This window comes from Caulobacter sp. FV2ps19 (genome assembly GCF_058681035.1).
In genome coordinates, this window is sequence record NZ_CM178729.1 from 2211410 (window position 1) to 2236134 (window position 24725).

General features: G+C 66.1%; 23 protein-coding genes and 2 pseudogenes. 9 read left to right on the plus strand and 16 right to left on the minus strand.

Annotated elements, in window-relative coordinates; genetic code table 11:
* Positions 1 to 13: 13 nt before the first annotated feature.
* Both ACW18B_RS10635 and topA read right to left on the minus strand, forming a co-directional pair.
* Positions 14 to 373: a hypothetical protein gene (locus ACW18B_RS10635; RefSeq protein ID WP_492047016.1), complete on the minus strand. Its 360-nt coding sequence runs from the start codon at positions 371 to 373 to the stop codon at positions 14 to 16.
* Between the two features lie 39 nt (positions 374 to 412).
* On the minus strand, positions 413 to 3100 hold the full coding sequence (topA, locus tag ACW18B_RS10640; protein ID WP_492047017.1) for a type I DNA topoisomerase: 2688 nt from the start codon (positions 3098 to 3100) through the stop codon (positions 413 to 415).
* Between the two features lie 185 nt (positions 3101 to 3285).
* Here topA and ACW18B_RS10645 point away from each other — a divergent pair, with 185 nt between their 5' ends.
* Positions 3286 to 3456, plus strand: a complete 171-nt coding sequence (locus ACW18B_RS10645) for a hypothetical protein (protein WP_492047018.1) — start codon at positions 3286 to 3288, stop codon at positions 3454 to 3456.
* Between the two features lie 485 nt (positions 3457 to 3941).
* Here ACW18B_RS10645 and ACW18B_RS10650 read toward each other — a convergent pair.
* From ACW18B_RS10650 to ruvX, 8 genes and pseudogenes are all read right to left on the minus strand, one after another.
* Positions 3942 to 4232, minus strand: a pseudogene (locus ACW18B_RS10650) (tetratricopeptide repeat protein); the annotation flags it as partial.
* A 53-nt stretch (positions 4233 to 4285) separates the two neighbouring features.
* On the minus strand, positions 4286 to 5395 hold the full coding sequence (gene dprA, locus ACW18B_RS10655; RefSeq protein ID WP_492047019.1) for a DNA-processing protein DprA: 1110 nt from the start codon (positions 5393 to 5395) through the stop codon (positions 4286 to 4288).
* Between the two features lie 13 nt (positions 5396 to 5408).
* Positions 5409 to 6056, minus strand: coding sequence for a glycerol-3-phosphate 1-O-acyltransferase PlsY (gene plsY / locus ACW18B_RS10660; protein ID WP_492047020.1), 648 nt, complete (start codon positions 6054 to 6056; stop codon positions 5409 to 5411).
* 134 nt (positions 6057 to 6190) lie between these two features.
* A complete protein-coding gene (locus ACW18B_RS10665; RefSeq protein ID WP_492047021.1) occupies positions 6191 to 6619 on the minus strand; it encodes a hypothetical protein in 429 nt (142 codons plus the stop codon).
* 25 nt (positions 6620 to 6644) lie between these two features.
* Complete coding sequence (gene pyrC / locus ACW18B_RS10670; protein WP_492047022.1) at positions 6645 to 7946, minus strand: dihydroorotase; 1302 nt, start codon at positions 7944 to 7946, stop codon at positions 6645 to 6647.
* Between the two features lie 148 nt (positions 7947 to 8094).
* The gene (locus ACW18B_RS10675) at positions 8095 to 9093 is read right to left on the minus strand and encodes an aspartate carbamoyltransferase catalytic subunit (RefSeq protein WP_492047023.1); all 999 of its coding nucleotides are present in this window, start codon (positions 9091 to 9093) and stop codon (positions 8095 to 8097) included.
* A 296-nt stretch (positions 9094 to 9389) separates the two neighbouring features.
* Positions 9390 to 9526, minus strand: a pseudogene (locus ACW18B_RS10680) (hypothetical protein); the annotation flags it as partial.
* 475 nt (positions 9527 to 10001) lie between these two features.
* Positions 10002 to 10493 (minus strand): Holliday junction resolvase RuvX, encoded by a 492-nt coding sequence (gene ruvX, locus ACW18B_RS10685; RefSeq protein WP_492047024.1) that lies wholly within the window; start codon positions 10491 to 10493, stop codon positions 10002 to 10004.
* An 81-nt stretch (positions 10494 to 10574) separates the two neighbouring features.
* Here ruvX and gatC point away from each other — a divergent pair, with 81 nt between their 5' ends.
* Both gatC and gatA read left to right on the plus strand, forming a co-directional pair.
* Positions 10575 to 10862, plus strand: a complete 288-nt coding sequence (gene gatC / locus ACW18B_RS10690; protein ID WP_492047026.1) for an Asp-tRNA(Asn)/Glu-tRNA(Gln) amidotransferase subunit GatC — start codon at positions 10575 to 10577, stop codon at positions 10860 to 10862.
* Positions 10862 to 12334 (plus strand): Asp-tRNA(Asn)/Glu-tRNA(Gln) amidotransferase subunit GatA, encoded by a 1473-nt coding sequence (gene gatA / locus ACW18B_RS10695; protein WP_492047027.1) that lies wholly within the window; start codon positions 10862 to 10864, stop codon positions 12332 to 12334. Before gatC ends, gatA begins: the two co-directional genes overlap by 1 nt.
* A 39-nt stretch (positions 12335 to 12373) precedes the next feature.
* On the opposite strand, the gene ACW18B_RS10700 is transcribed toward gatA, so the two are convergent.
* A complete protein-coding gene (locus ACW18B_RS10700; RefSeq protein ID WP_492047028.1) occupies positions 12374 to 12952 on the minus strand; it encodes a hypothetical protein in 579 nt (192 codons plus the stop codon).
* 271 nt (positions 12953 to 13223) lie between these two features.
* Between ACW18B_RS10700 and gatB the strand changes: the two genes are divergently transcribed.
* Complete coding sequence (gene gatB / locus ACW18B_RS10705; RefSeq protein ID WP_492047029.1) at positions 13224 to 14717, plus strand: Asp-tRNA(Asn)/Glu-tRNA(Gln) amidotransferase subunit GatB; 1494 nt, start codon at positions 13224 to 13226, stop codon at positions 14715 to 14717.
* Between the two features lie 38 nt (positions 14718 to 14755).
* Here gatB and ACW18B_RS10710 read toward each other — a convergent pair whose 3' ends face one another.
* Positions 14756 to 15202, minus strand: a complete 447-nt coding sequence (locus ACW18B_RS10710) for an RcnB family protein (RefSeq protein ID WP_492047030.1) — start codon at positions 15200 to 15202, stop codon at positions 14756 to 14758.
* 500 nt (positions 15203 to 15702) lie between these two features.
* Here ACW18B_RS10710 and ACW18B_RS10715 point away from each other — a divergent pair, with 500 nt between their 5' ends.
* Positions 15703 to 15978 carry a sel1 repeat family protein gene (locus ACW18B_RS10715; RefSeq protein WP_492047031.1) on the plus strand — a complete coding sequence of 92 codons (276 nt, stop codon included), beginning with the start codon at positions 15703 to 15705 and terminating at the stop codon, positions 15976 to 15978.
* A 44-nt stretch (positions 15979 to 16022) separates the two neighbouring features.
* Here the strand turns inward: ACW18B_RS10715 and ACW18B_RS10720 are convergent, their stop codons facing one another.
* Positions 16023 to 16766, minus strand: a complete 744-nt coding sequence (locus ACW18B_RS10720; RefSeq protein ID WP_492047032.1) for a polysaccharide biosynthesis/export family protein — start codon at positions 16764 to 16766, stop codon at positions 16023 to 16025.
* An 85-nt stretch (positions 16767 to 16851) separates the two neighbouring features.
* Between ACW18B_RS10720 and ACW18B_RS10725 the strand changes: the two genes are divergently transcribed.
* The 4 genes from ACW18B_RS10725 (at position 16852) to ACW18B_RS10740 (ending at position 21579) form a co-directional block, all read left to right on the plus strand.
* On the plus strand, positions 16852 to 18351 hold the full coding sequence (locus ACW18B_RS10725) for a GumC family protein (RefSeq protein WP_492047033.1): 1500 nt from the start codon (positions 16852 to 16854) through the stop codon (positions 18349 to 18351).
* An 88-nt stretch (positions 18352 to 18439) separates the two neighbouring features.
* Complete coding sequence (locus ACW18B_RS10730; protein WP_492047034.1) at positions 18440 to 19141, plus strand: P-loop NTPase family protein; 702 nt, start codon at positions 18440 to 18442, stop codon at positions 19139 to 19141.
* 62 nt (positions 19142 to 19203) lie between these two features.
* Entirely contained in the window at positions 19204 to 20382 is a 1179-nt protein-coding gene (locus ACW18B_RS10735; protein ID WP_492047035.1) for an O-antigen ligase family protein, read from the plus strand.
* A gap of 90 nt (positions 20383 to 20472) precedes the next feature.
* Positions 20473 to 21579: a sterol desaturase family protein gene (locus tag ACW18B_RS10740; protein ID WP_492051680.1), complete on the plus strand. Its 1107-nt coding sequence runs from the start codon at positions 20473 to 20475 to the stop codon at positions 21577 to 21579.
* On the opposite strand, the gene hfsH is transcribed toward ACW18B_RS10740, so the two are convergent.
* The 3 genes from hfsH to hfsF are packed head-to-tail and all read right to left on the minus strand — an operon-like array spanning position 21576 to position 24720.
* Positions 21576 to 22349, minus strand: a complete 774-nt coding sequence (gene hfsH / locus ACW18B_RS10745) for an oligosaccharide deacetylase HfsH (RefSeq protein WP_492047036.1) — start codon at positions 22347 to 22349, stop codon at positions 21576 to 21578. The genes ACW18B_RS10740 and hfsH overlap by 4 nt on opposite strands.
* Positions 22349 to 23281, minus strand: a complete 933-nt coding sequence (gene hfsG, locus ACW18B_RS10750) for a polysaccharide biosynthesis protein HfsG (RefSeq protein ID WP_492047038.1) — start codon at positions 23279 to 23281, stop codon at positions 22349 to 22351. Before hfsG ends, hfsH begins: the two co-directional genes overlap by 1 nt.
* Positions 23278 to 24720, minus strand: coding sequence for a polysaccharide biosynthesis protein HfsF (gene hfsF, locus ACW18B_RS10755; protein WP_492047039.1), 1443 nt, complete (start codon positions 24718 to 24720; stop codon positions 23278 to 23280). Before hfsF ends, hfsG begins: the two co-directional genes overlap by 4 nt.
* Between the last annotated feature and the right edge of the window lie 5 nt (positions 24721 to 24725).

A 24725-nucleotide genomic window follows, 5' to 3' on the forward strand; every position in this document is an offset into this window, starting at 1 on the left:
ACGTTCGCAGCCGCTAGTACAGGTCCTCGATCCGCACCGGCGCGGCGGGAGCGGCTTCCGGCTTTTTCTCGCTCTGCGCGGGCGCGGCGGGCGGGGCCTCGATCACGGTGGGCGGCGCCTCGGCCTCGGGGGTCTTGACCTCGACGGCCTTGACCTTGGGCTTTTCGGGCGGCGGCGGCACATAGAGCGGGGCCGGGGCGGCGTCGCGGACCGGCACGCCCGAGACTTCCGCCAGGGGGGCGGTCGAGGCGATGGCGTTCGACTTGCTGCCCTTAAGCGCATTGGTCAGGCCCATGGCGAAGCCCAGGACGCTGGCCACGACCAGGCCGGCGACCACGAGATTGAGCGAAAGGGGCCGTTCAAGCGTCGTCATGGGCGCAATCTAAACCCGGACCGTGTTCATGGGTAGGGCTCAGGCCTCCGCCTTGGTCGGCTTCTTGGCTGCCGGTTTCTTGGCGGCGGCCTTCTTGGCGGCGGGTTTCTTGGCCGCAGCCTTCTTGGCCGGCGCGGCGCCGTCCGTCGCGACAGCCTTGGCCTTGGCGGTGGTCTTGGCAGGAGCCTTTTTCGCGGCGGCCTTCTTGGCCGGCTTCTTGCCGCCGCCCTTGGCGACGCGTTCGGCCAGCAGCACCACGGCCTCGTCCAGGGTCAGGGCGGCCGGATCGGCGCCCTTGGGCACATTGGCGTTGGTGTCGCCGTGCTTGATATAGGGCCCAAAGCGGCCCGACAGCACCTTCACCGGCTTGCCGTCCTCGGGGTGGACGCCCAGATCGGCCAAGGCCGCGGCCTGACCGCGTTGCGGACGTCCGCCGCCGGCCCGCTTGTCGGCCAGCAGGGCGACCGCGCGGTTCAGGCCGATGTCGAACACCTCTTCGGGGTTCTCCAGATTGGCGTAGGTGCCTTCGTGCAGCACGAAGGGCCCGAACCGGCCGAGGCCGGCGGTGATCTTCTTGCCGTCGTCGGGGTGCAGGCCCACCTCGCGCGGCAGGGCCAGCAGGCGCAGGGCCTTTTCCAGATCCACGGCGCCGGGCAGCCAGCCCTTGGGCAGGCTGGAGCGTTTGGGCTTGTCGCCGCTATCGACAGCGGCCGGCTCTTCGACATAGGGGCCAAAGCGGCCGTTCTTCAGCCACACGGCGCGACCGGTGGCCGGATTGATGCCCAGCTCCTTGTCGGCGGCCTCGGCCTCGCCTTCGCCTTCGGCGGTGGCCAGCTGGCGGGTGAAGCGGCATTCCGGATAGTTGGAACAGCCGATGAAGGCGCCGAACTTGCCGACCTTCAGCGACAACATGCCCGTGCCGCAGGTGGGGCAGAGACGCGGGTTGGAACCGTCGCCCTTGTCGGGGAAGATGTGCGGGCCAAGCGCGTCGTTCAGAGCGTCCAGCACATTGGTGACGCGCAGTTCTGCGATCTCGCCGACGGCGGCGTGGAATTCCTTCCAGAAGTCGCGCAGGAACTGCTTCCAGTCCAGCTTGCCGTCCGACACCAGGTCCAGCTGTTCCTCGAGGCCGGCGGTGAAGTCGTATTCCACGTAGCGGCGGAAGAACTGCTCCAGGAACGCTGTGACCAGGCGGCCCTTGTCCTCGGGGATGAAGCGGTTCTTCTCCATCTTCACATATTCGCGGTCGCGCAGCACGGTCAGGACCGAGGCGTAGGTCGACGGACGGCCGATCCCCAGCTCTTCCATCTTCTTGACCAGGCTGGCTTCCGAATAGCGCGGGGGCGGTTCGGTGAAGTGCTGGTCGGCGCGGGCGTCGATCACCTTGGCGGCGGCGCCTTCGGTGATCATCGGCAGGCGGGCGCTGTCCTCGTCGCCGTCATCATCGCGGCCTTCTTCGTAGACGGTCAGATAGCCGGGGAAGAGCACGACCTGGCCGGTGGCCCGCAGGCCGGTCTGGCCGTCGTGGCTTTCGATGTCGACCGTGGTGCGCTCGATGCGGGCGCTTTCCATCTGCGAGGCGATCATCCGCTTCCAGATCAGCTCGTACAGGCGGCCCAGATCGGGCTCCAGACGCAGCGAGCCGGGATTGCGGCCCAGGCTGGTCGGCCGGATGGCTTCGTGCGCCTCCTGGGCGTTCTTGGCCTTGACCTTGTAGTAGCGCGGCGTCTCGGGGACGTAGTCCTTGCCATAGACATTGCCGATCACCTCGCGGGCCTCGGCGATCCCTTCAGGACCCACCGCCACGCCGTCGGTTCGCATATAGGTGATCAGGCCGACGGTCTCGCCGCCGATGTCGATGCCTTCATACAGCTTCTGCGCCGCCTGCATGGTGCGCTGGGCCGAGAAGCCCAGTTTGCGCGAGGCTTCCTGCTGCAGGGTCGAGGTGGTGAAGGGCGGGGCGGGCGAGCGCTTGCCCGGCTTCTTCTCGACGGCGGCGATCTTGAACACCGCCTTTTCGACGGCCGCCTTGGCGGCCAGGGCCGAGCCCTCGTTGCCCAGGTCGAACTTGGTGAGGCGCTTGCCCTCGTGCTTGACCAGGCGGGCCAGGAACGGATCGGCGCCGGCCGAGACGTCGGCGTCGACGCTCCAGTATTCCTGGGTCTTGAAGCGCTCGATCTCCATCTCGCGCTCGACGATCAGGCGCAGGCAGACCGATTGCACGCGGCCGGCCGAGCGGCTGCCCGGCAGCTTGCGCCACAGGACCGGCGAGAGGGTGAAGCCGACCAGATAGTCCAGCGCGCGGCGGGCCAGATAGGCCTCGACCAGCTCCATGTCGATGTCGCGCGGATTGGCCATGGCCTCCAGAACCGAGGCCTTGGTGATGGCGTTGAACGTCACGCGCTGGACGGTCATGCCCTTGACCGCCTTCTTCTTCTGAAGGACTTCCAGGATGTGCCAGCTGATCGCTTCCCCTTCGCGGTCGGGGTCGGTGGCCAGGATCAGGCGGTCGGCCCCCTTCATCGCGTCGATGATGTCGGAGACGCGCTTGGACGACTTGGCGTCGATCTCCCAGCTCATCGCGAAGTCGTTGTCGGGCTCCACCGAGCCATCCTTCGACGGCAGGTCACGGATGTGACCGTACGAGGCGAGAACCGTATAGTCGGACCCGAGATACTTGTTGATGGTCTTGGCCTTGGCCGGGCTCTCGACGACGACGACGTTCATTAGGACTCTTGGACCTTGGCAGAAGGATCGCCTCGGAGGCGAGCGGCGGAAAGTGGGGGCGCGATGGGGTGTCTGTCAACGCGGGCTGTTGAAACGGCGTCGTTTCCCGCGATTTGGTAGCCGATTGTTAAGGGGGGGTATGCTTTGTTCCAGGCTCAAGACCTGACTTTTGCCTGGAACCCGCCTTGGATCTGACCGTCAACAGGATCGCGACTGAAGGGTATGTTTCGCCCATCCAGCCCGTGCGCCCGGTGACGTCGAACGCTGAGCGCGCCCAGATCGCCGACCAGCTGAAGCAGGCCATCCGCGCCGCGCCGGCCCAGGGCACGGGTTTGCTGGTCGACCTTTCGATCTAGATCTCGCGCTCAACTGCTCGACAAGCTACCCCATGTTTCCGTCTTCCCGGCGAATGCCGGGATCCAGATCGAGCCCAGAGACTGGGTCGGTTTGGCGCTTTTGAGGGCGCATCATCCCCAAACGCTCAGGATGAATCTGGGCCCCAGCCTTCGCCGGGGAGACGGGTAGGAGTTTGAGTTCTAATTGAGTTTTGACCCTAGATCTCGCGCGTCCCGGACGCGTCGTTCAGCCTTTCAGACCTTCACGCCTGGGGCGTGTTCCGCGCCAGCCAGGCCTCGACGGCGCTGGCGGCTTTCAAGTGATTTGAGCTCGAGAAGGTGGCGAAGGCCTCGCGGGCCAGGGCCGCCGTCTCCTCGGCGTCGCCGCCGAACAGCGACAGGGCGTCGTCGATCAGAACGCCATTGAGCATAGCCCTCATGGCCGCGGCCCTGGCGCGCACCCGCCCGGCGTTGGCGGGCAGGTCGCCCAGACTCCGGGCGCGGTCGAAAGCCTCGATGGCGCCGGCGAAGTCGCCCGTCAGATAGCGAACCTGGCCCAGACAGACCAGCCAGACCGGCTCGGCCCGCCGGGACTCCGCGGCGCTCTGCAGGGACGGGAGGGCTTCAGCATATCGCCCCGCGGCCATCAGGGTCAGGCCCAGGCCAAACTGCGCTTCGGCGTGATCCGGGTCCGCGTCCAGCACGGCGCGGAAGCCGGCCTCGGCCTCCTGGCGGAGGCCCGCGCCGCTGGCCTCGACCGCGCGATCGAACAGGTCGGTGACGGAGGACTGGTCCAATGCGGTGATCCTTGAGAGCGGCGATGCAGACTACACCGTCTGATTGAGATTCGTCAGGCTGGGCCTGAGCCTGTCGCCACCATCCCGCCGGTCAGAAACTCCGCCCGGTCGGCCAGGGCCAGTTCGACCAGGGCCGCCATCACCGCCGAGGTCGGGGCGCCCGTCGCCCGGACCAGCTCGTCGCGCGATACGGCCGTGGGCGAGAGCAGGGCGGCGAGACGCTCGCGCAGGGCGTCCAGATCGAGCTCGGCGTCCGGCTCGCCCTGGTAGTCGCGTTCGCGCTCGCGCAGATGGCTCTGGCCCGACAGCGAGCGCAGGACGTCCTCGGCCCCTTCGCACAGGATCGCGCCCTGGCGGATCAGGTCGTTGGTTCCCCGGGCGCGGGGGTCCAGCGGCGAACCAGGCACGGCGAAGACGTCGCGGCCCTGTTCGGCGGCCAGGCGGGCGGTGATCAGCGAGCCGGATTTCAGCTCGGCCTCGACCACCACCACCCCCAGCGACAGGCCCGAGATGATGCGGTTGCGGCGCGGGAAGTCCTTGGCCTGGGCCCGGCGGTCGGGGGCGCTTTCGCTGACCACGCAGCCCTCGGCGGCGAGGCGGGCGTGCAGCGTGTGATGCTCGGGCGGATAGATGTCGCCGACCCCGCCGCCCAGCACGGCGATCGAGCCGGTGCGCAGGCTCCCCTCATGGGCCGCGCCATCGACGCCGCGCGCCATGCCGCTGACGATCACATGGCCGGCTTCGCCCAGTTCGACGGCCAACTGGCGCGCGAAGCGCTGGCCGGCGGCCGAGGCGATGCGCGCGCCGACGATGGCGATGCAGGGCTGGGGCAAGAGCTCGGCGCGGCCCAGGGCCCACAGCACCGGCGGCGGCGGATCCAGAGCCGCCAGACGGGCCGGGAAGTCGGGTTCGCAGCCGCAGATCAAGCGTGCGCCCAGGGCCGCGCCGGCCTCCAGCTCGCGCTCGATCGTCTCGCGCAGGGGGAGGTTCAGGGGCGTGGCGCGGCCGCCGCGGCGCGACAGGTCGGGCAGGGCGGACAGCGCGCGTTCGGGCGTGCCGAAGCGGGCCAGCAGATGGTCGAAGGCGACGGGGCCGACCGTCTCGGTGCGCGCCAGCCTTAGCCAGGCCAGGCGCTGAAGGTCCGAGAGGCGACCCAAAGTCATGCGAAAAAAGGGGTCACGCGGCCGGCGGCGGCGTCTCCACCGTCTTCTTCTGGCCGATCCGGGGCTCTTCGCCCTTCAGCAGGCGGGCGATGTTCTCGCGGTGGCGGATGAAGATCAGCACCGCCATGAACAGGGCCAGGCTGAGCATCGGATAGGGCTGGTCGGTGGCCAGCACGAACGGGCCGGCCAGGGCGGCGGCGGTCAGGGCGGCCAGCGAGCTGATGCGGAACAGGGCCGCCATGGCCAGCCAGGTGATCGCCGCCAGCACGCCCACCGGCCAGCAGGCGGCCAGCAGCACGCCGTAGAAGGTGGCCACGCCCTTGCCGCCCTTGAACTTCAGCCAGATGGGGAACAGGTGGCCCAGGAACGCGGCCCCGCCGGCCAGGGCGACGATGGCGGCGCTGTCGTGGGTCAGCCAGCGGGCCAGCAGCACGGCCAGGGCGCCCTTGCCGGCGTCGCCGATCAGGGTGATGGCCGCCAGGTCCTTGCGCCCCGAGCGCAGCACATTGGTCGCGCCGATATTGCCCGAGCCGATCTGGCGGATGTCGCCCGCGCCGCCCAGCCGCGTGGCGATCAGGCCAAACGGGATCGAGCCGAGGAGATAGCCTCCGACGACCGTGATCGCGAGTGTGAGATAGACGGCTTGGGCGAGATCTTGCACAGTTCGACTCTAAGGCGAGTTGCGCGCGATTTCAATCGCTGCGCAAGGATTGCGAGTGGGCATGGTGTAGCAGCAGAGTCGGGCGAGGGGCAAAATCTCGATCGCGCCCCGCCGAGGAGACGTTCTCGGACTCCTCACGCCGACGCTACGCGCCGCCGGATCAGTCGGCTGGTCAGGATGGCGGCGACCAGGGCGCCGGCCCCGCCATAGGCGGCCCCGGTGATCGCCGTCTCGATCGAAAGGCCCCAGGGCAGGCAGAACAGCGCTGAGGTCGCGCCGCCCACCATCGCGCAGATCAGCCTGAAGCGAAAACGGGTCCCGCCGCGGCGGGCGATCGACGCGGCCAGACCCGTCAGGCCGGCCGGCATCAGGCCGTAGGCCCAGCTGAAGACCAGCATGACCGGGTTGGCGAGCACGCCAGGCAGGCCGAGGTCATAGCGCGCCGAAGGGGCCATCGCGCTGAGCGTGGCCACGGCGAGCACGGCCAGGGTGCTGACACTCGACGCGATCAGGGCGAAGACCAGGGCATAGGCCCAGGCGGAGGACGATCGAGATCCGGCCATTTCACCCCTGCGGTGATCGGTTTGCCTACCCTTCGGCGTGGTGAACGATGCGCCCATCCACCAGCGTCATCAAGACCTGACCCTGCAGCCGTCGTCCGTCGAACGGCGAGTTCTTGGACTTTGACAGCAGCTTGGCGGCGTCGACAATGATCGGGGCGTCGATGTCGCACAGCACCAGATCGGCGGGGGCCCCCGGCGCGATCCGTCCGCCGCGCAGGCCCAGCAGCTCGGCCGGGGCCAGGGTCACCGCGCGGATCAGGTCGACCAGCGGCAGCCGCTCGTCGTGATAGAGGTTCAGCAGGGCCGGCAGCAGGGTCTCCAGACCCACGGCGCCGGGCGCGGCCTCATCGAACGGCAGACGCTTGTCCTCGGCGGGCGCCGGGGCGTGGGCCGAGACGACGATGTCGATCAGCCCTGACGCCAGGGCCTCGATCAGGGCCTGGCGGTCGTCCTCGCCGCGCAGGGGCGGTGAGAGCTTGGCGAAGGTGCGATAGTCGCCGACGTCCAGTTCATTGAACGACAGGTGGTTGATCGACACGCTGGCGTGCAGGCGCAGCCCCTTGGCCTTGCCCCGCGCCAGGGTCTCCAGGGCGCCGGCGCTGGTGATCTGGTCGACCAGCAGGCGGCCGCCGGAGGCTTCCAGCAGGGCGATGTCGCGTTCCAGCATGATCCGCTCGGCCATCGGCGAGATCGAGGGCAGGCCCATGCGGCCGGCGAACTCGCCGCCGATCGCCGCGCCGCCCTGGGCCAGCCACAGATCCATCGGCCGATGAGCCAGAAGGGTGTCGAAGCCCTTGGCGTAGGTCAGGATGCGCTGGAAGACCTTGCTGTCGACGATCGGGTGGTCGGCGTCGGTGATATAGACGCAGCCCGCTTCACGCATCAGGCCGATCTCGGCCATCCGCTCGCCCTTCAGGCCCTTGGTCGCCGCGCCGGCGCACAGGATGCGGGCGCTGTCGATGTCGCGGGCGCGGCGCAGAATGAAGTCCACCACGCTGGGATCATCGACGGCCGGATCGGTGTCGGGCTGGACGACGATCGAGGTCACGCCGCCAGCCGCGGCGGCGCGGGCGGCCGAGGCCAGGGTTTCCTTGGTTTCGGCGCCGGGCTCGCCGGTCTTGACGCGCAGGTCGATCAGGCCCGGCGCCAGCATCGCGCCGCCGCAGTCGACGATGCGGACGCCCTTGCCCAGCTTGCCGAACGCGCGACCCTTGGCCACGTCGGCGATGACGCCTTCGGAAACGATGACGCCGCCGGGACCGTCATAGCCGCTTTCAGGGTCAACGAGGCGGGCGTTGGTGAAGGCTATGGGCTGGGGAGCGTTCATGATCGAAACTCGGGCTTGCGCCGTGCGTCCTTCGAGGCCCGCCCCTTAGGCAAAGAGGGGGCGGGCGCCTCAGGAAGAGGAATTGTGTTGCTGAAAACCTCATCCTGAGGTGCGAACCGCAGGTGAGCCTCGAAGGACGCAGGGCGGTTCATCGCCCCGCCTCCCCGATCCGCGCGGCCAGGCTGGTCAGCACCGCCATCCGGGCGGCGACGCCCATTTCGACCTGGTCCTGGATCAGGCTGATCTCGGGATCGTCGGCGACGTCGGAATCAATCTCGACACCCCGGTTCATCGGCCCCGGGTGCATGACCCTGGCCCCCGGCGCGGCGCGGGACAGCTTTTCGCGATCCAGGCCGTAGAAGCGGAAATATTCGCGGGTCGAGGGCACGAAGGCGCCCTGCATCCGTTCCAGCTGCAGGCGCAGCATCATCACCACATCGGCCCCGGCCAGGCCCGATTTCATGTCGTTGTGGACGGTGACGCCCCAGCGCTCGGCCTGGGCCGGGATCAGGGTGGCGGGGCCCACCAGCCGCACGCTGGCCCCCAGGGTATGCAGCAGGGCGACGTTCGAGCGCGCCACGCGGCTGTGCAGCACGTCGCCGCAGATGGCCACGGTCAGGCCCGAGACCCGACCAAAGGCGCGGCGGATCGACAGGGCGTCCAAGACCGCCTGGGTGGGATGCTCATGCTGGCCGTCGCCGGCGTTGATCACGTGGCCGCTGACCTTCTGGCTCAGCAAGCTGGCCGCGCCCGACGAGGCGTGGCGCACCACCAGAAGGTCGGGGCGCATGGCGTTGAGGGTCACGGCGGTGTCGATCAGGGTCTCGCCCTTGGTGATCGACGAGGTGCGCGGGCTCATATTGACCACGTCGGCGCCCAGGCGCTTGCCGGCGATCTCGAAGCTGGACTGGGTGCGGGTGCTGTTCTCGAAGAACAGGTTCATCAAGGTGCGACCCTTGAGGATGTCCAGCGACTTGGAGGTCTGGCGGTTGAAGGCCACGAAGGCCTCGGCCAGGTCCAGCAGGTCGGCCGCCTGGGGCGCATTCAGGTCGCCGGCGGACAGGAAATGGCGTTTGGGGAACGCAAAGGCGCGCTTGCGGATCGCGTCGAGCGCGACGCGGGCGGGATCATGGGCGGTGGCCGTCATGAAACGGTGTCATAGGCGGCTTTGCCGGGGGAGGGAAGGCCGGCGGGTGCGCTGGATGGGGATAGTTGGCCGACGCCGCAGGCCCCCTACGGCCCGCTGTCGCGGTCGTCTTCCCCCTGGAAGGGGAAGATGAGATCCGCGCCCTTCATCTTCCCCCTCCGGGGGAAGACGACCGCTACAGCGGTCCGTAGGGGGCAAGGGCGGGGATAGAGCGCAGTTTATCCCCGTCCAATTCCACAAAAACCTAATCCTTATCAACGCTCTGCAAATAAAACGATCTCCCCAATCAGACGCGTTCAGACCTGCCGTATTCTAAACCCACCTCGTCGCACGGGAAGGGCGCAAGGCCAGCGACCATTGCGGCGGCGGGGGGCGATCGAGCGGGAGTCGAAGGCGGCGCGGGGCGGGTTGCTCCGATGCTGGAAAGTGGAGGTCTCAGAAGGAGGCCTTCGTCGCCGGGTCACATGAAACAGTGGGCGAGGATCTTAAACTTGCCCGCCGGGGACCTTCACGCTGGAAGGCCCGACCGCCCGAAGGTTAATGCGGCGCCGGACGACTGGAGACCGGCGGCGGTCCATAAGGATGCGCCGGCCAAGGCCCAGGGACAGGGATGACCGTGCGGGGTGGAGGGCTGAGAAGGCCCAAGCTGCCCGGCCTGAGGGAAAACGATCGCGCGGAGCGTCTGGCTTCGTCGAAACGGTATTTTGTCTAACTCATCCGGACGTCGTCCGGACGCTCCGCAGCCCTTTCCATCCCTTCAGCGAGAGATCGCGTGAGGCCGATGACACTTGCCCCCTACGGACCGCTGTCGCGATCGTCTTCCCCCTCCGGGGGCGGAGCGCGCAGCGCGGAGGGGGGCAGTGGACGGGGACAGACCCCGGCCGAGGGAACCCGTGATGACGAACCGCCTAAACCTTCCCCGCCGCCTCGCGCATCCCCCGCATGCGCTCCAGCGCGCCCTGCAGGATCCAGCCGGCGGCCATCTTGTCGACGACCTCGGCGCGGCGCTTGCGGTTGACGTCGTGCTCCTCGATCAGCACCCGGGTGACCGCGGCGGTCGACAGCCGCTCGTCCCAGAAGGTGATCGGCACGTGCGGCTGCAGGCGCAGCAGGTTGCGACCCAGGGCCCGGTTGGACTGGCAGCGGACGCCTTCGGTGCCGTCCATGTTCATCGGCAGGCCGATGACGATGCCGGCCGCCTTGCGGCTGCCCATCAGCTGGAACAGGGTGGCGGCGTCCTCGCTGAACTTGGTCTTGCGGATCAGGGCCAGGGGGCTGGCGACCGTCAGGGTGACGTCGGACACGGCCACGCCGATGGTCTTCTCGCCCGGATCCAGCCCGACGATCGGCAGGTAGTCGGGGATGGCGGCGGCGAATTCTTCGATGTCGAGTACAGGCATTGCCCCTCTTATCACGGGGAACGACTTGTCAAAGCGCCCCTCTGACGGCTAACCCACGCGCTTGGAATTCAGGAGGCCCCCATGGCCATTGACGTCGCCACAGTGCGCAAGGTCGCGCGGCTCGCGCGGATCGCGGAACCCGAGGAACGCCTGGAAGGGCTGGCCCAGGAACTCAACGGCATCATGACGTGGATCGAGCAGCTGGCCGAGGTGAACACCGACGGCGTCGAACCGCTGACCAGCGTGGTCGGCGCCGGCGCGCCGCTGCGCGAGGATGTGGTCACCATGGGCGGTGACGCCGGGATGATCACCTTCAACGCGCCCAAGTCTGTCGACGGCTTCTTCGTCGTGCCCAAGGTGGTCGAATAATGAGTGCGCTCACGTCCCTGACCCTGAAGGGCGCCCTCGACGGCCTCAACGCCGGCGACTTCACTTCGGTGGAGCTGACCACGGCCCATATCGAGGCGATCGAGGCCGCGCGGCCGCTGAACGCCTTCGTCCTGGAGACGCCCGAGCACGCCCTGTCGATGGCCGCCGCTTCGGACGCCCGCCGGGCGCTGGACCTGCGGGGGCCGCTGGACGGCGCGCCGCTGGGTGTGAAGGACCTGTTCTGCACCAAGGACATCCGCACCACGGCCTGCTCGAACATCCTGGGCAACTTCATTCCGCAGTACGAATCCACCGTCACCAGCCAGCTGTGGCGTGACGGGGCGGTGATGCTGGGCAAGCTGAACCTGGATCAGTTCGCCATGGGCTCGTCCAACGAGACCAGCGCCTTTGGCCCGGTGACCAATCCCTGGCGCTCGTCGGCCAGCAACAAGCCCCTGACCCCCGGCGGTTCGTCGGGCGGCAGCGCCGCGGCCGTGGCCGCCGACCTGTGCCTGGGGGCGACCGCCACCGACACCGGCGGCTCGATCCGCCAGCCTGCCGCCTTCACCGGCACGGTCGGCATCAAGCCCACCTATGGTCGCTGCTCGCGCTGGGGCGTCGTGGCCTTCGCCAGCTCGCTGGACCAGGCCGGACCGATCGCCAAGACGGTCGAGGACGCCGCCATCCTGCTGACCTCGATGTGCGGTCACGACCCCAAGGATTCGACCAGCCTCGACGTCGAAGTGCCCGACTTCAGCCTGTATGTCGGCAAGTCGATCAAGGGTCTGCGGATCGGCATTCCCAAGGAATACCGCGTCGACAACATGCCCGCCGAGATCGAGAAGCTGTGGGCCGACGGCATTGAATGGTTGAAAGAAGCTGGGTGCGAGATCGTCGAGATCAGCCTGCCGCACACCAAATACGCCCTGCCGGCCTATTACATCGTCGCCCCGGCCGAGGCCTCCTCGAACCTGGCCCGCTATGACGGCATGCGCTACGGCCATCGGGCGCAGGGCGCCAACCTGACCGAGATCTACGAAAACACCCGGGCCGAAGGCTTCGGCGACGAGGTCAAGCGCCGGATCATGATCGGCACCTATGTGCTCTCGGCCGGCTATTACGACGCCTACTATCTGAAGGCCCTGAAGGTGCGCCGCCGCATCGCCGAGGACTTCGACAAGGCCTGGGAGCGCTGCGACGCCATCCTGACCCCGACCGCGCCGTCGGCGGCGTTCGGGCTGGGCGAGAACAGCAACGACCCGATCGCCATGTATCTGAACGACGTCTTCACGGTGACGACCAACCTGGCGGGCCTGCCAGGTCTGTCGCTGCCGGCGGGTCTTGACGCCAACGGCCTGCCGCTGGGCCTGCAGATCATCGGCAAGCCTCTGGACGAGGGGACGGTGTTCTCGGTGGCAGGGGCCATGGAAAAGGCGGCCGGCTTTACCGCCAAGGCCGCCCGCTGGTGGTGAAATAGAAAGGGCGGCTCCGCGAGGAGCCGCCCTTTTTCGCTATTGGGGTTCAGCTGGCGACATCGCCGCCGGTGCTGCTGGCGTGGCGATGGGGGCCGGAATCATCAGGGGAGGCGGCTCGGGGATGGACACGGCCGGGGCGGTCGGGGCCGCAACCGTGGCGCTCACGTCCGACGCGGCGGTGGTCGCGTCAGGCGCCGTGACGGCTTTCGGCGCGGCCGCTTTGCGAGCGACGGCTACCCGTGTCGCGGGTTGAGTGGGCGCGACGGCGGGCGTGGGCGGAAAAGTATCGTTCACGGCGATCTGGCTCGGAGCGGGCGCCGCCTCGGCCGGCGCCAAGGGCGGGGTTAGTGGCGCTGTATCGGTGATCGCCATCTGGGCCTGGGGCGCCGCGGCTTGAGACGGCGAGGTCGCGCTGGGCATCATTGTCCAGGCCAGAGCCCCGGCGGCGAACAGCACGATCGGCGCGCCGATCAGCAAAGGCAGGTTGCTCGACGAGCGCCGGCTGGACGGGCGGGCATAGATCGGAGCGGCGGCGAACAGGGCGGACGCATCGGAAGTCGCCGTAACGCGCGGTTCAGGGGCGTCGAAATTCAGAACTTGATTGTAGGCGGGCATGTTGTGCTCCTCAATTCTAGTCTCGAGGAGGTAACCATCGTGTGATGCGCTAGTTCCGCTGAACACACAACGACACATATTTCAACAAGAAGGCGCCTTATTTGCTTTGGCTGCTGGTGGGGACCTGTGATGGATAAATTAGACTGTCCTTGGCGCGCAAGGTCTTGCAGGCTCGAACCGCCGGCCCGGTGTTCGCCTCCCGAAGAAAAGGCCCGCGACGCCCGCCGCCTAAGGCTTTTCCGCCAGGGGGCGGGCGGTGTAAGAGAAGCGCATGACGCAAGATTCCAAAACCATCCAAGGTCGCACCGGCCCGTGGGAAATCGTTCTAGGCTTGGAGATCCACGCCCAGGTCGCCAGCACGTCCAAGCTGTTCTCCGGCGCCGCCGTGGGCTTTGGCGCGGGGCCTAATGAGCAGGTCAGTCTGGTGGACGCGGCCATGCCCGGCATGCTTCCGGTGCTGAACGGCTTCTGCGTCGAGCAGGCGGTCAAGACGGGTCTGGGTCTGAAGGCCAAGATCAATCTGAAGAGCCGTTTCGACCGCAAGAACTACTTCTATCCCGATCTGCCGCAGGGCTATCAGATCAGCCAGTTCGACCAGCCGATCGTCGGCGAGGGGGTCGTCACCGTTGAGCGCGATGACGGCACGAGCTTCGACGTCGGCGTCGAGCGCCTGCACCTGGAGCAGGACGCCGGCAAGTCGATCCACGATCTGGACCCCAACGCCACCTATGTCGACCTGAACCGGGCCGGCACGGCGCTGATGGAGATCGTCTCCAAGCCCCACATGCGCACCTCGGAAGAGGCGGCCGCCTATGTGAAGAAGATCCGTACGATCCTCGTCTATCTGGGCACCTGCGACGGCGACATGGACAAGGGCAACCTGCGCGCCGACGTCAATGTCTCGGTCTGCCGCCCCGGCGCCTATGAGAAGTTCCGCGAGACCGGCAGCTTCAGCCATTTGGGTACGCGCTGCGAGATCAAGAACGTCAACTCGTATCGCTATATCCAGCAGGCCATCGAGTACGAGGCCCGTCGCCAGATCGAGATCCTGGAAGACGGCGGGACGATCGATCAGGAGACCCGCCTGTTTGATCCGACCAAGGTCGAGACCCGCTCGATGCGGTCCAAGGAAGAGGCGCACGACTATCGCTACTTCCCCGATCCGGACCTGCTGCCGCTGATCCTCGACTCCGAATGGGTCAAGGACCTGGAGGCCAACCTGCCGGAACTGCCGGACGCCAAGAAGGCGCGGCTGCAGAGCCAGTATGGCCTGTCGGCCTATGACGCCGGCGTGCTGATCATCGAGAGCGACCGCGCCGACTATTTCGAGGCCGCCGCCAAGGGCCGCGACGCCAAGCTGGTGGCCAACTGGGTGACCAATGAGCTGCTGGCCCGTCTGTCGGCCCACGGCCACGAGATCGCCGCCTCGCCGCTGCCGGCGTCGGACATCGCCCAGCTGGTCGAGCTGATCGAGAACGGCACCATCAGCTCCAAGATCGCCAAGGAGGTCTTCGAGCACATGTGGGCCGGCGAGGGACGTCCCGCCGAAATCGTCGAGAAGCGCGGTCTTGTGCAGATCAACGACACCGGCGCCATCGAGGCGGCCATCGATACGTTGATCGCGGGCAACCCCGACAAGGCTGCGGCTGTGAAGGAAAAGCCTCAGGCCATCGGCTGGTTCGTCGGTCAGGTCATGAAGGAAACGGGCGGCAAGGCCAATCCGGCCACCGTCAATGACCTGCTGAAGGCCAAGCTGGGCCTTTAGGCCAGCACGCCCCGGAGGCTGCCTCCGGGGCGCTTTGGCTAATAGCCGTTGGTGATCACGTCGAAGATCAAGCCCGTGGCGATGGCCGCCAGGACATAGTCGTTGCCCGTGCGATACCAGTAGTAGCCGCGGGGCGGCGGCCGCAGACGATAGCGACCATAGTCTCGCACGACATAGGTCCCGCCGCGATAATAGCGCGGCAGATAGGACCCGCGACGCCAGGTCTCATAGCCGGGCCTGTAGCCAGGGCGGCCGTAATAGCTGGGCGGCGGCGCGCCGTAATGGAACCGGCTGCCGTAGTAATAGCCATTGTGGCGGCCGCTATCCCAGCGACTCCGTGAATCACCGTGATCTCGCCGGTGTTCACGGTGATGATCGCGACGATCCCACCGACCCCGATCCTGGGCTGAGGCGTCAGAAGCCGTCAGGGCTATGGGGCCGGCCACCGAAGCGGCCGCAGCGATAGTGAGCAATAGACGTTTCATCTCGTCCACTCCTTGTGGTCAGGCGGGTTTAACGCCGCCAAATCCCTCGACCTGAATGTGATGCTCGGCCCATTGGGCTGAACCGCGCCTGAATGACTTGGTCAGGCGGAATGGACTTCCTTCTCGGCTGCTTACTGGCCAGACTTCTATCTGCGGCCAATTGTCCGTCGTGAATGTCGCTGAAGGTTCGGGGTTGCGCGGCCTGGAAAGCGGCGCGATCCTTCATGACCGTCCGAGAACCCGAAAATGGGGCGTATGGGGCTATTTTGGGCGAAATGCAGTGTGCGAGATCTAAAGAGAATCTCTTCGGGTGGCGTCTGCGTTAACGCTCTGTATATGGGCGTTTACGCTCAGTAACACCCGTGAACGATACATGTATTCGTTCTAAAATTCATGATGTCGCCGCGCTTAACTATATATTCAGCGGCTGTGGACTTTTCTGCATTCAGACCGGTGATCCCACAGAACGTCGGGATAGGTCAGGACGAGGAAATGAAGCCATGATGATGAGCATTGAACCCCCAGCCGCTCACGTGCTGCCGCTGCCGACCCCGGAGTCGTCGAGCGACGATCTGTTCCGAATGGGTCTTATGTATTCGACCGGTCAGGGCGGCGCGCCTGTCGACTACGTGTCGGCGCACATGCTGTTCAACCTGGCTGCTATGCGCGGTTCGGTCGAGGCCAAGGTCTATCGCAAGGAACTCTCGCAGGAGATGGCCAGCGAAGACGTCGCCGAAGCCCAGCGCGCCGCGCGCGAATGGCTGGCCCACGGCTGAACCCGGCTTCCCGGGTTCAGCGGCCCATCGTTTGCCGGCTGAGCCTATTGGCCGACGCCGTTGACCGCATAGCTGAAACTCACCGGCAGCAGGTCACGGAAATACTGCTGCATGAACAGTCCCGTCTCGGCCGCGCCGCTGCGCGGCACGTAGACCACGTCGAACCGGCGTAGAGGGATCAGGTCCACGCCGCTTCCAGGGTTCGTCAACCCCTTCAGAAGATCCGCCGTGCGCATCATGGCGCGACCGTCGGGGCCGCGACGAATGATCACGACCTGACTGCGCTTGGATGAGGCCTTGAAGCCGCCCGCCTGGATGACGGCGCGTAAGGCGTCCACATCGCCGGGCATGTCATAGACGCCCGGATTGCCGACTTCACCGCCGACGAAAACTTTCAGGGGCGCGGTCGCCTTGACCGACACCTGGACCTGAGGGCGCAGCAATTGGCTGCCATAAGCCTCGGTGACCGCATCTTCCAACTCATAGATCGTCCGGTCAGCCGCCATGACCGGACCCAGCAAGGGCAAGACAATGCGCCCGTCCGGCTGGACGATCGCTGATTTGTTGAGCTCGGTGGCCGAGGCCACGGTCACCTCGACCTCATCGCCCGGATAGAAGCGATAGGAGGGCTCCTGCTCGGTCCAGTCAGCATAGCCGATATTGGGGAAATTCGCCGTTGGGCGCGGGGCAGGGGTCAGGGGTTCACCGTCCACGTGACTACAAGCGGTCATGCCGCTGGCCAGAAGCAGGATCGCCAAAGCCGTGGAGAGGTGCGTGCGCCTTTGCATGCGGCAAGTCTTAACAGGAATGGGTAACGAAGCCTTAAGAGCGGGCGGACCAGTTTGGGCTCAGGATTGAACCCTTCGGATTCGAATGTCGACGACGAGCGCCTGGACCAGCGTGCCGCATGACCCCCCGTCGCAACGCGACTGGGCGACGCGTGCGCGCTATGCGCCGACCGACTTCATCACCCTGCTATGGCGCGAACGCTTTCTGATGCTGGGGGTTTTCCTGGTCATCGCGCTGTTGGGCGTCGCCTTCTCGGTGACTCTGAAGAAGAACTACACCGCTGAATCCAGTCTCTTCGTCCGCCTGGGTCAGGAGTATGTCTACGAGCCGCGGGCCGGAGACGCGGGTCGTGGCGCCGTGCCGAATGTCGATCAGGTCATTCAGTCCGAGGCCGAGATTTTGGGCAGCGGCGAACTGCGCGAACGTGTGATCCGCAAGATTGGCTTCGCCAACGTTTTTCCCGCTCAAGCCCGAAAATACGCCGCCGCGACGCCTGAGGGCAAACGCCGGATGATCGCCTTGGGACGGGACTCCATTGCGCGCAGCCTGAAGATCGAAACGGCGCCGGACAACTCGATCATCCGTCTGTCGTACAAGAACGCACACCCCGATCTGGCGGAGAAGGTTCTCAACACCTTGCTCGAAGAATATCTCATCTACCGCCGCAGTCTGCTGATCGGCGGCGACGATCGCGTGTTGCAGCGCCAGAAGAGCATCTTCGAGCAGAAGCTGGAGGAGACTGACGCCAGCTATCAGTCCTTCCTGACGACGAACGACATCGGTGATTTCACCTCACAGAAGACCACGTTGACCCAGCTTCAGAGTCAGGTCGAGCAACAGAAATATTCGATCGAGGCTCAGCTTCAGGATCGCGTGGCCCGGCTGGCCGCCGTTGAAGCCGAACTGGCGCGCACCCCCGCTGAAGCCGTCCTCTACCGCGACGTCGACATGTCGGCGGCCGCCAAGCTCAATCAATTGAGGCTGGATCGTGAGGGTCTGCTCTCTCGCTATCGTCCTGACGCGAGCCCCGTGCGCGATATCGACGCCCAGATTGCTCAACTCGAACACGGCATCGCCGCAGGGCGCATGACGGGCGAAGGGGCGCGCCGCAGCGGCCCAAATCCGATCTGGCAGACCCTGCAGACCTCTCGCAATGACCTTAGCGCCGAAGTGGCGGCCCTGCGAGAATCTCAGGCGACGGCCAGCCAACAGGTCATGGATGTCAATCAGCGCCTGCTGCGCCTCGCGCAACTGGAACCGCAATTCAACCAATTGACCCTGGATCGGGACGTGCTGACGTCCAATGTTCGCGATTTCACCGTCAAAGAGCAGCAGGATGAGGCCCAACGCCGGATGTCGTCGCAGAGCAGTGACAATATTCGCATTGTTCAACGCGCTGTCGCGCCATCTCAGGGGAAAAGCCTCAAGAAGCCGATCTTGGCTCTGTCCCTCATGTTCGCGGCGTTCACGGCGGTCTGCGCGGGCCTAGTCCGCATGTTCTTGCGTCCGGGACTCCAGACGCCGGCCTCGGCCGCCCGCACCTTGAATCTTCCAGTGCTGGCCACTGCCGATTTCAAATATTGAGGCCTTGACGGTGAGCGCTTTGGCCGCCTTTCGCGTGCCGGGGGAATGGCGCTAGTTTGTAAGCCTTGAACACGCGGCGATTCGACGGATGGTGGATTTGAACGCCGAGATGGCGGAGTTGTGGAGTTCCCTGGGCGCGCCAGCGCCCGGGCGCCCTCACGTCATCCAGGTGGTCGCCGCTCGGCGCGGCGAAGGGGTCTCGACCGTCGCTCGAGAACTGGCCCGTTTCACGGCCGCGCGCGCCGGTCGCAAGACCTGGCTGGTCGATATGGACCTGGCCAACGCCTCACAATTCCAAACGCTCTCTGCAAACCCCGAGCGTTTTGGTGTTCTGGGACCAGCCGTAGCCGCCTCTCCGGACGGCTCGGCCTTCTTCACGGTCCAGCCTCCGGCGCCCCGTCCGGACGGTGGCGTGTGGCCCGACGCCAAGTATCTGGCCGCCTACAGCGTCGGTGGTGCGCGCCTCTGGGTCACGCGCTTCAATCGCGAAGCCCTCCGAGGGCCTCAGAAGGTGCACGTCATTCCGGGGGCGGAGTATTGGCAGGCGCTTCGCCGTCACGCCGAGGTGATCATCGTCGACAGTCCTTCTGTGGATCGATCTCAGGCCGCCCTGACCGTGGCGCAGCACATGGATCAATCCGTGCTTGTCGTCTCGGCCCAGCAGGCCGATGTGAAGCCGCCAGCCCAGCTTCGCGACGCCCTGGCCTCGGCCGGTGGCCGGTGCGCAGGCGTCTTCTTCAATCAGGTCTCGGTGCAGCCGCCAGCGTTTCTTCGGGCGATCCTGCCGTGACTCCTCCGAGGAGGACCTGGCTCCTCCTGCCGCAGATCGCCATCTTCTGCGTCTCGGTAGGCATGCTGCTGATCTACAGCGGCGGTTGGGAACTCCCGCTGTTCGGCGAGAACGCCGGCGAATCCGTCTCCGGTATCATGAGGATCGCCTATTTGCCGGCCTATGCCGCGGGCTTCCTGCTGATCGCGCTGAACCCCTGGAACATGATCAGGGTCTCTGTGCGACAGCCCTTGCTGATCGTTCTGATGCTGATCGTCGCTGGCTCAACGATGTGGTCGATCGCGCCGGATGTGACGACGCGACGCGCCTTTGCGGTGATTTGCACGACGCTTGGCGGGCTTGTCTTGGCCGCACGCTTCAAGTGGGCGGAACTGGCCGAAGTCGTCGGGGCCACCTTCATCGTCCTGATCGTCGCCAGTTTTGTCGTCAGCCTGGCCGTGCCGTCGATCGGCGTCATGACCGAGCTCTTTCCCGGCGCTTGGCGCGGCCTGTGGCTGGAAAAGAATGCGCTGGGCGGTATGATGGCTCTGGGCTTCTGCCTCCTGTCCGCTGCGGCTCTGCTCAATCCGCAACGCGCGCGTTTATGGTGGCCGTTCGCGGGCTTGGCCCTGGTGCTGGTCCTGATGTCGACGTCCAAGACCTCTTTGGCGTCGTTGATCGTCGGGGCAGGGGCTCTTGTGTTCGTGCTGATTGCTCGGCGCAGCCCCGCCGCGAGCGCGGCGATTACCTGGACAGGCGTGACGGCCGTGGTGCTTCTGGCGGGGTTCCTGCTGGTGGCGTCAGATGTGTTCTTCGCCATCCTGGGCAAGGACGCCACCCTGACGGGCCGCACACAGATCTGGAGCGCGGTTATGCGGCAGATCGAGGAAAGGCCCTGGCTTGGTTACGGATACGCGGCGGTTTGGGACAACAAGTCCGGCTGGGGCCCGTTTACCTGGATCAGCAAGGAAGCGGGCTTCCAGGCGCATCATGCGCACAACTCTTGGCTCGAGCAGTGGCTGGGTATGGGCATTCTGGGCCTGACGGCTTGGGTCCTGTTCTACCTGCAGACCCTGGCCTTGGCTCTGATCGCGGTGTTTCGCGAGCGTGGCGCATTGTTGGCTTTCCCGTTCCTGGTCGTATTCAGTCTCGTCTCACTGACCGAGAGCATCGCTGTGGTCTATAATGACTTTCGTTGGGCGCTGTTTGTGGCCTTTGCAGCGAAATTGGCCTTTTCGGATCGCCAGCAGGATCTCGGTTAACCGCGTCGTCGAACGAAGTTTTTAGTGCCTACAGGCTAAGGCTTGGCTCGCTGCCCTCAAAATGGGGGACGGATGCCGGAGTATGTCTTGGTGAAACCTGCCGCACTTCAGGCCGACGCGGACGAGTTCTCCGGCGCTTTCGCATCGCCGCGAACCCCGATCAGCACGCGCCAGATCTTGGCGCGCTCGGCGGTGATCCTGGGGTTTCTGGCCTATGTGGCCTTCATGGGCGCGGCTTGGTGGGTGGCTTTGAAGGTCGTTCCAACCCACGTGTCCGTCACCCTGCTGGGACGGACGCTTGATACGGACTCGGCCCACGAGCACATCAATAACGTGGCGATGATCTTCCTCCTGCTGCCCGCGGCTTTGTGGATTGAGGCCGTCGTGGTGGGGTGGCCCAAGAGCTCGGCTCGACAATTGATTTTGGCGCCCACGGCGTCGCTGAAGACCGATCTGGCGTGTTTCTTCCTCGGTCAGGCTCGTGTGACGGACATCATGGGCCGTTTGATGATGTTGGGGGCCACGATGATCTCGGGGGCCTGGATTCACGATTGGCTCGAAGGGGTGACCGGCTTGGCGATCGGCCCCGAGCCGTTGCCTGCGCCGGTACAGGTCGTCCTGTATTTCCTGCTCTATTCGTTCTTTGAGTACTGGACGCATCGCCTCGACCACTCGCGCTTGTTCTGGCCGCTGCACCGCTATCACCACTCGGCGGAGGACTTCGGCGTTATCACGGCGGCGCGTCAGCATCCTGCGGCCTTTACGGGGCTCTTTATCGTCAATCTGCCTATGGCCGTCCTGGGCGCACCGGTCGACGTGATGATCTATGTGAACGTTCTCGTGGTCAGCATTGGCTTTCTGATCCACTCGAAGATTGACTCAAACTGGGGCTGGATCGGGCGTTGGCTGATCCAGTCGCCCAATCACCATCGCCTTCACCATAAGCTCGACATGAGTCGGCCGACCGGTCATTTCTCGTCGGTTCCCCTCTGGGATCGCCTGTTTGGAACCTGGTACGGCGATGGCGACGCCTCGCTCGCGATCGGTGTGGATACGCCCTACCAGCAGGGCTTGTTTGTTCCGCGCGACATGGTGCGTGACTATTGTCACTTCTGGATAGGCTTCTTCGGCGGCCGCAATGACGGGCCGGAGTCCAATTTTCCCGGCTTTTCGAAGCGGAATGCGCCGGAGGCCTAAAGCCCGATCCTGCGTGAGCCCTCGGCGACGGTGACCACGTCGAAGCCGGCATTTATCGCGCCATCGACCAGTCGTTCCAGGGTTTGGACCGAGCAGCCCCATTGCGACGGAGCGGGCGCCACGTCGTGGGTATAGAGGATCAGCCAAGCCTTGCGCGCATGGGCGCGATCCAGCCATTTCAAGGCCGTGGCCTCGCCATCTTCCCCCTCGATCCCGACGGCGGGCGCCTGGTTCAGGTCGGCTCCATTGGCGATCAGGCCATGGTGCAGGGCGCGGACGGTCTTGAAGCGGCCCGCCAGCAGCATTTTTGCGGCGGCGCCGACGTCGCCGTATGGATAGGCGAAGCTCACAGGCGCGCCAGCGCCCCATGATGCGAGGGCCCGGGCGTTCTGGTCGATATCGGCCAGGGTTGTTTCGCGCGACGCCTGACCACAATCGAGGTGGGAGAAGGTGTGGCAGCCGATCTCATGGCCGGCGGCGTGCAGGCGCGCAGCGTCCTCGCCCGTCGCAAACCGACCCATGGGGCCGTCGCGACCGGTCAGGCCGGCGGCAAAATAGTAGGTGCCCCGCAAGCCACGGGCCTCCAGGACCCGAGCGCCCGCGTCGCAGGCCGTCGCCGGCGCATCGTCGAAGCTGAACGACACCATAGGCCGCTCCAGCCTTACCCGCGCCGGACGACGATGCGCCAGCCGGATCAGGCGTCGGCGCAGCTTGCCCTTCAGGGTGCGGTCAGGCTCGTAGGCGTCGACCTTTTCGTGGGAAACCTGCATCAGACGGCCTCACAATAGAGGGCGGCCCGGTAGAGCCTCAGGGCGAAGGCGCGCATGGCGATGGGCGCGGCCTCGTTCAAAGCGAAGGTCTTCAACAACGGTCGCCAGACTTCGCGCGCAGGCAGGGACTTGAGCGCTCGGGCGACTTTATAGCTGGGATAGGCGCCGACGATGTCACGGTGGGCGGCGACGACGCGCGCGAAGTTGGCGGCGGACTGCTCGTATTTGGCGGCCATCGCGGGCGCGGTGTCGAGCCCCAGATGGCTGGCCGAATTGTCGATGTGCAGGATTGGGTGCTCGCGGCCCACACGCATGGCCCATTCGACGTCTTCCCAGCCCCAGCCGGTGAAGCCTTCGTCAAAGGCGACGGTATCGAAGACGTCGCGCCGGACCAGCAGGTTCGAGGTGAACACGTGCTTCTCTGGCGATCGAGCGCGTTCCGGGGCGGGGGTGCAGTCGCTCTTCAGCGCCATGGCCCGGTGCAAAGCGTGCTCCGGCCGATCGGGGGTCTGGTTGAGGGTAAAGCCCCCAAAGGCAATGGGAGCATTGTCGCGCTCAGCCAAAGCTGTCCAGCGTGGCAGGAAATCCTTCGGGTCGGGCAGCATGTCGGCGTCGAGGAACAGGAAGTGGCCGGCGCGGGCATGGCTGGCCAGTCGGTTGCGGCCCTTCGCGCGGCCTTCGTTGGCGGACAACCGCACGAAGCGGGCGGGCAGGCGGAGGCGTTCGATACGGCGCGTGAGCCGGTCGGCCAGCGCCTTGTCCGCACCGCCGTCATCCAGAACGATGATTTCCGCACGTGCCGTCGGATCGTCCAGCGCCTTGAGCAAGGCTGAGGGATCGTCGCGATAGTTTGGAATCAACACGGAAAGGCGCGGCCGGGCGTCGGTCCAGGCGGCGTTGTCGAAGACGCTCTCTGTCGCGGTGGAGATCATGCTGGACGAGCCCTTCGTCGGACAAGACCGGAAAGCTTGCCGCGAAGCCCGTCTATATTGAGTCCCAGGACCACGCCGCTATAGACCGCCGCGCCGACGCTGGCTTTCAGGATCAGTTCGACGAGGCCGCCCGGCGAGGGCAGGGCGATCAGCACGGCGGCCATCAGAAAGCAGGCTCCCCCGGCCTTGGCCAAGATGTCCCACGGAATGGGCAGGGGCTGGGCGCTTCGCCCCAGCGCCCAGGCTGCGATGGCGCCCACGCCATAGCTGGCGGTGGTCGCCCAGAGCGCGCCGTCCAGACCAAACCTCGGGATCAGCACAAGGTTCAGGGTGAGGTTGACCAGGGCGGGGGCGGACATGCTGGCGATCAGCAGGGGCGTGCGCCGACCCAGGGTGAAGGCCTGCAGCAGATAATAGGTCGTAACGCCGGATAGCCAACCGCTGGCCGCGATCCAGGGGGTGACGTGAGCCGCGCCGGCCCGCAGGGCCTCGCCCACCATCAGATCGACCAGGGGAGAGGCCACTAGCGCCAGGCCCACAGCGGCGGGCAAGGTCAGCAGGATCATGAACGCGGCTTGCTCGCGAGCCGCTGTTTTGAGAGCCGCCGGGCCGCCGCGCTCGAGCGCGGCGACCAGGGCCGGGCCGCCGGCCATGCCCAGCCAGATGAACATCACATCCAGGGTGCGGCTGCCCACGGAATAACCGGCGTGATAGGCGCCGACCGTCGCTTCGCCCAGATAGGCGGCCAGCAGAAATCGGTCGGTGGTCGACAGGATCAGGGCCAGGATCAGCGACAGCGCCACCGGCAGTCCATAGGCGGCATAGTCGCGGGCCATGACCCTGTCGAAATGGCCGCCGCCCATGCGCGCCAGGTCTCTGGGTAGGACAAACACCAGGCACAGCAGTGAGATCGCGCCCATGCCCATCAGCGGCGCAGCGCCACCCAGACCAACAAGCGCCAGGACCAGACCCAGGGCAAAACCTCCGATGGTCTGGATGATATCGAGCGAGGCGGCTCCGGACACCTCGCCAGCGGCGCGTCGCCGCTCTTGGGACAGTTTGGTCAGGCTCTTGACCAGAACGGTGGCGAACGCCGCCGCCAACGCGACCTTCATCGGTCCCGCGAGAGGCAGGAAGTGCAGAACGATCGCAGCGACGACGGGGACCGCTACAGCGGCGGCCCCCCAGAGCCGATAGAGGGTGGCGAAATGGTCGAGCAGGCGGCCGTCTTCCGCGCGCTTGGCGTAAAAGCGGGCCATTGCCGCTTCGGTCCAGGTCAACAGGAACGTCTGGGTCAGGCTCAAGGCCGAGAAGGCCAGGGCATAAGCGCCGTATTCTTCCGGCGATAGCACGCGGGTGAACAGGACAATCGTCAGCAAGCCAACAACGCCCTGGGCGATATTGACCGGTAGATACCCAAGGACGCCGCGCCAGAACATCCCGG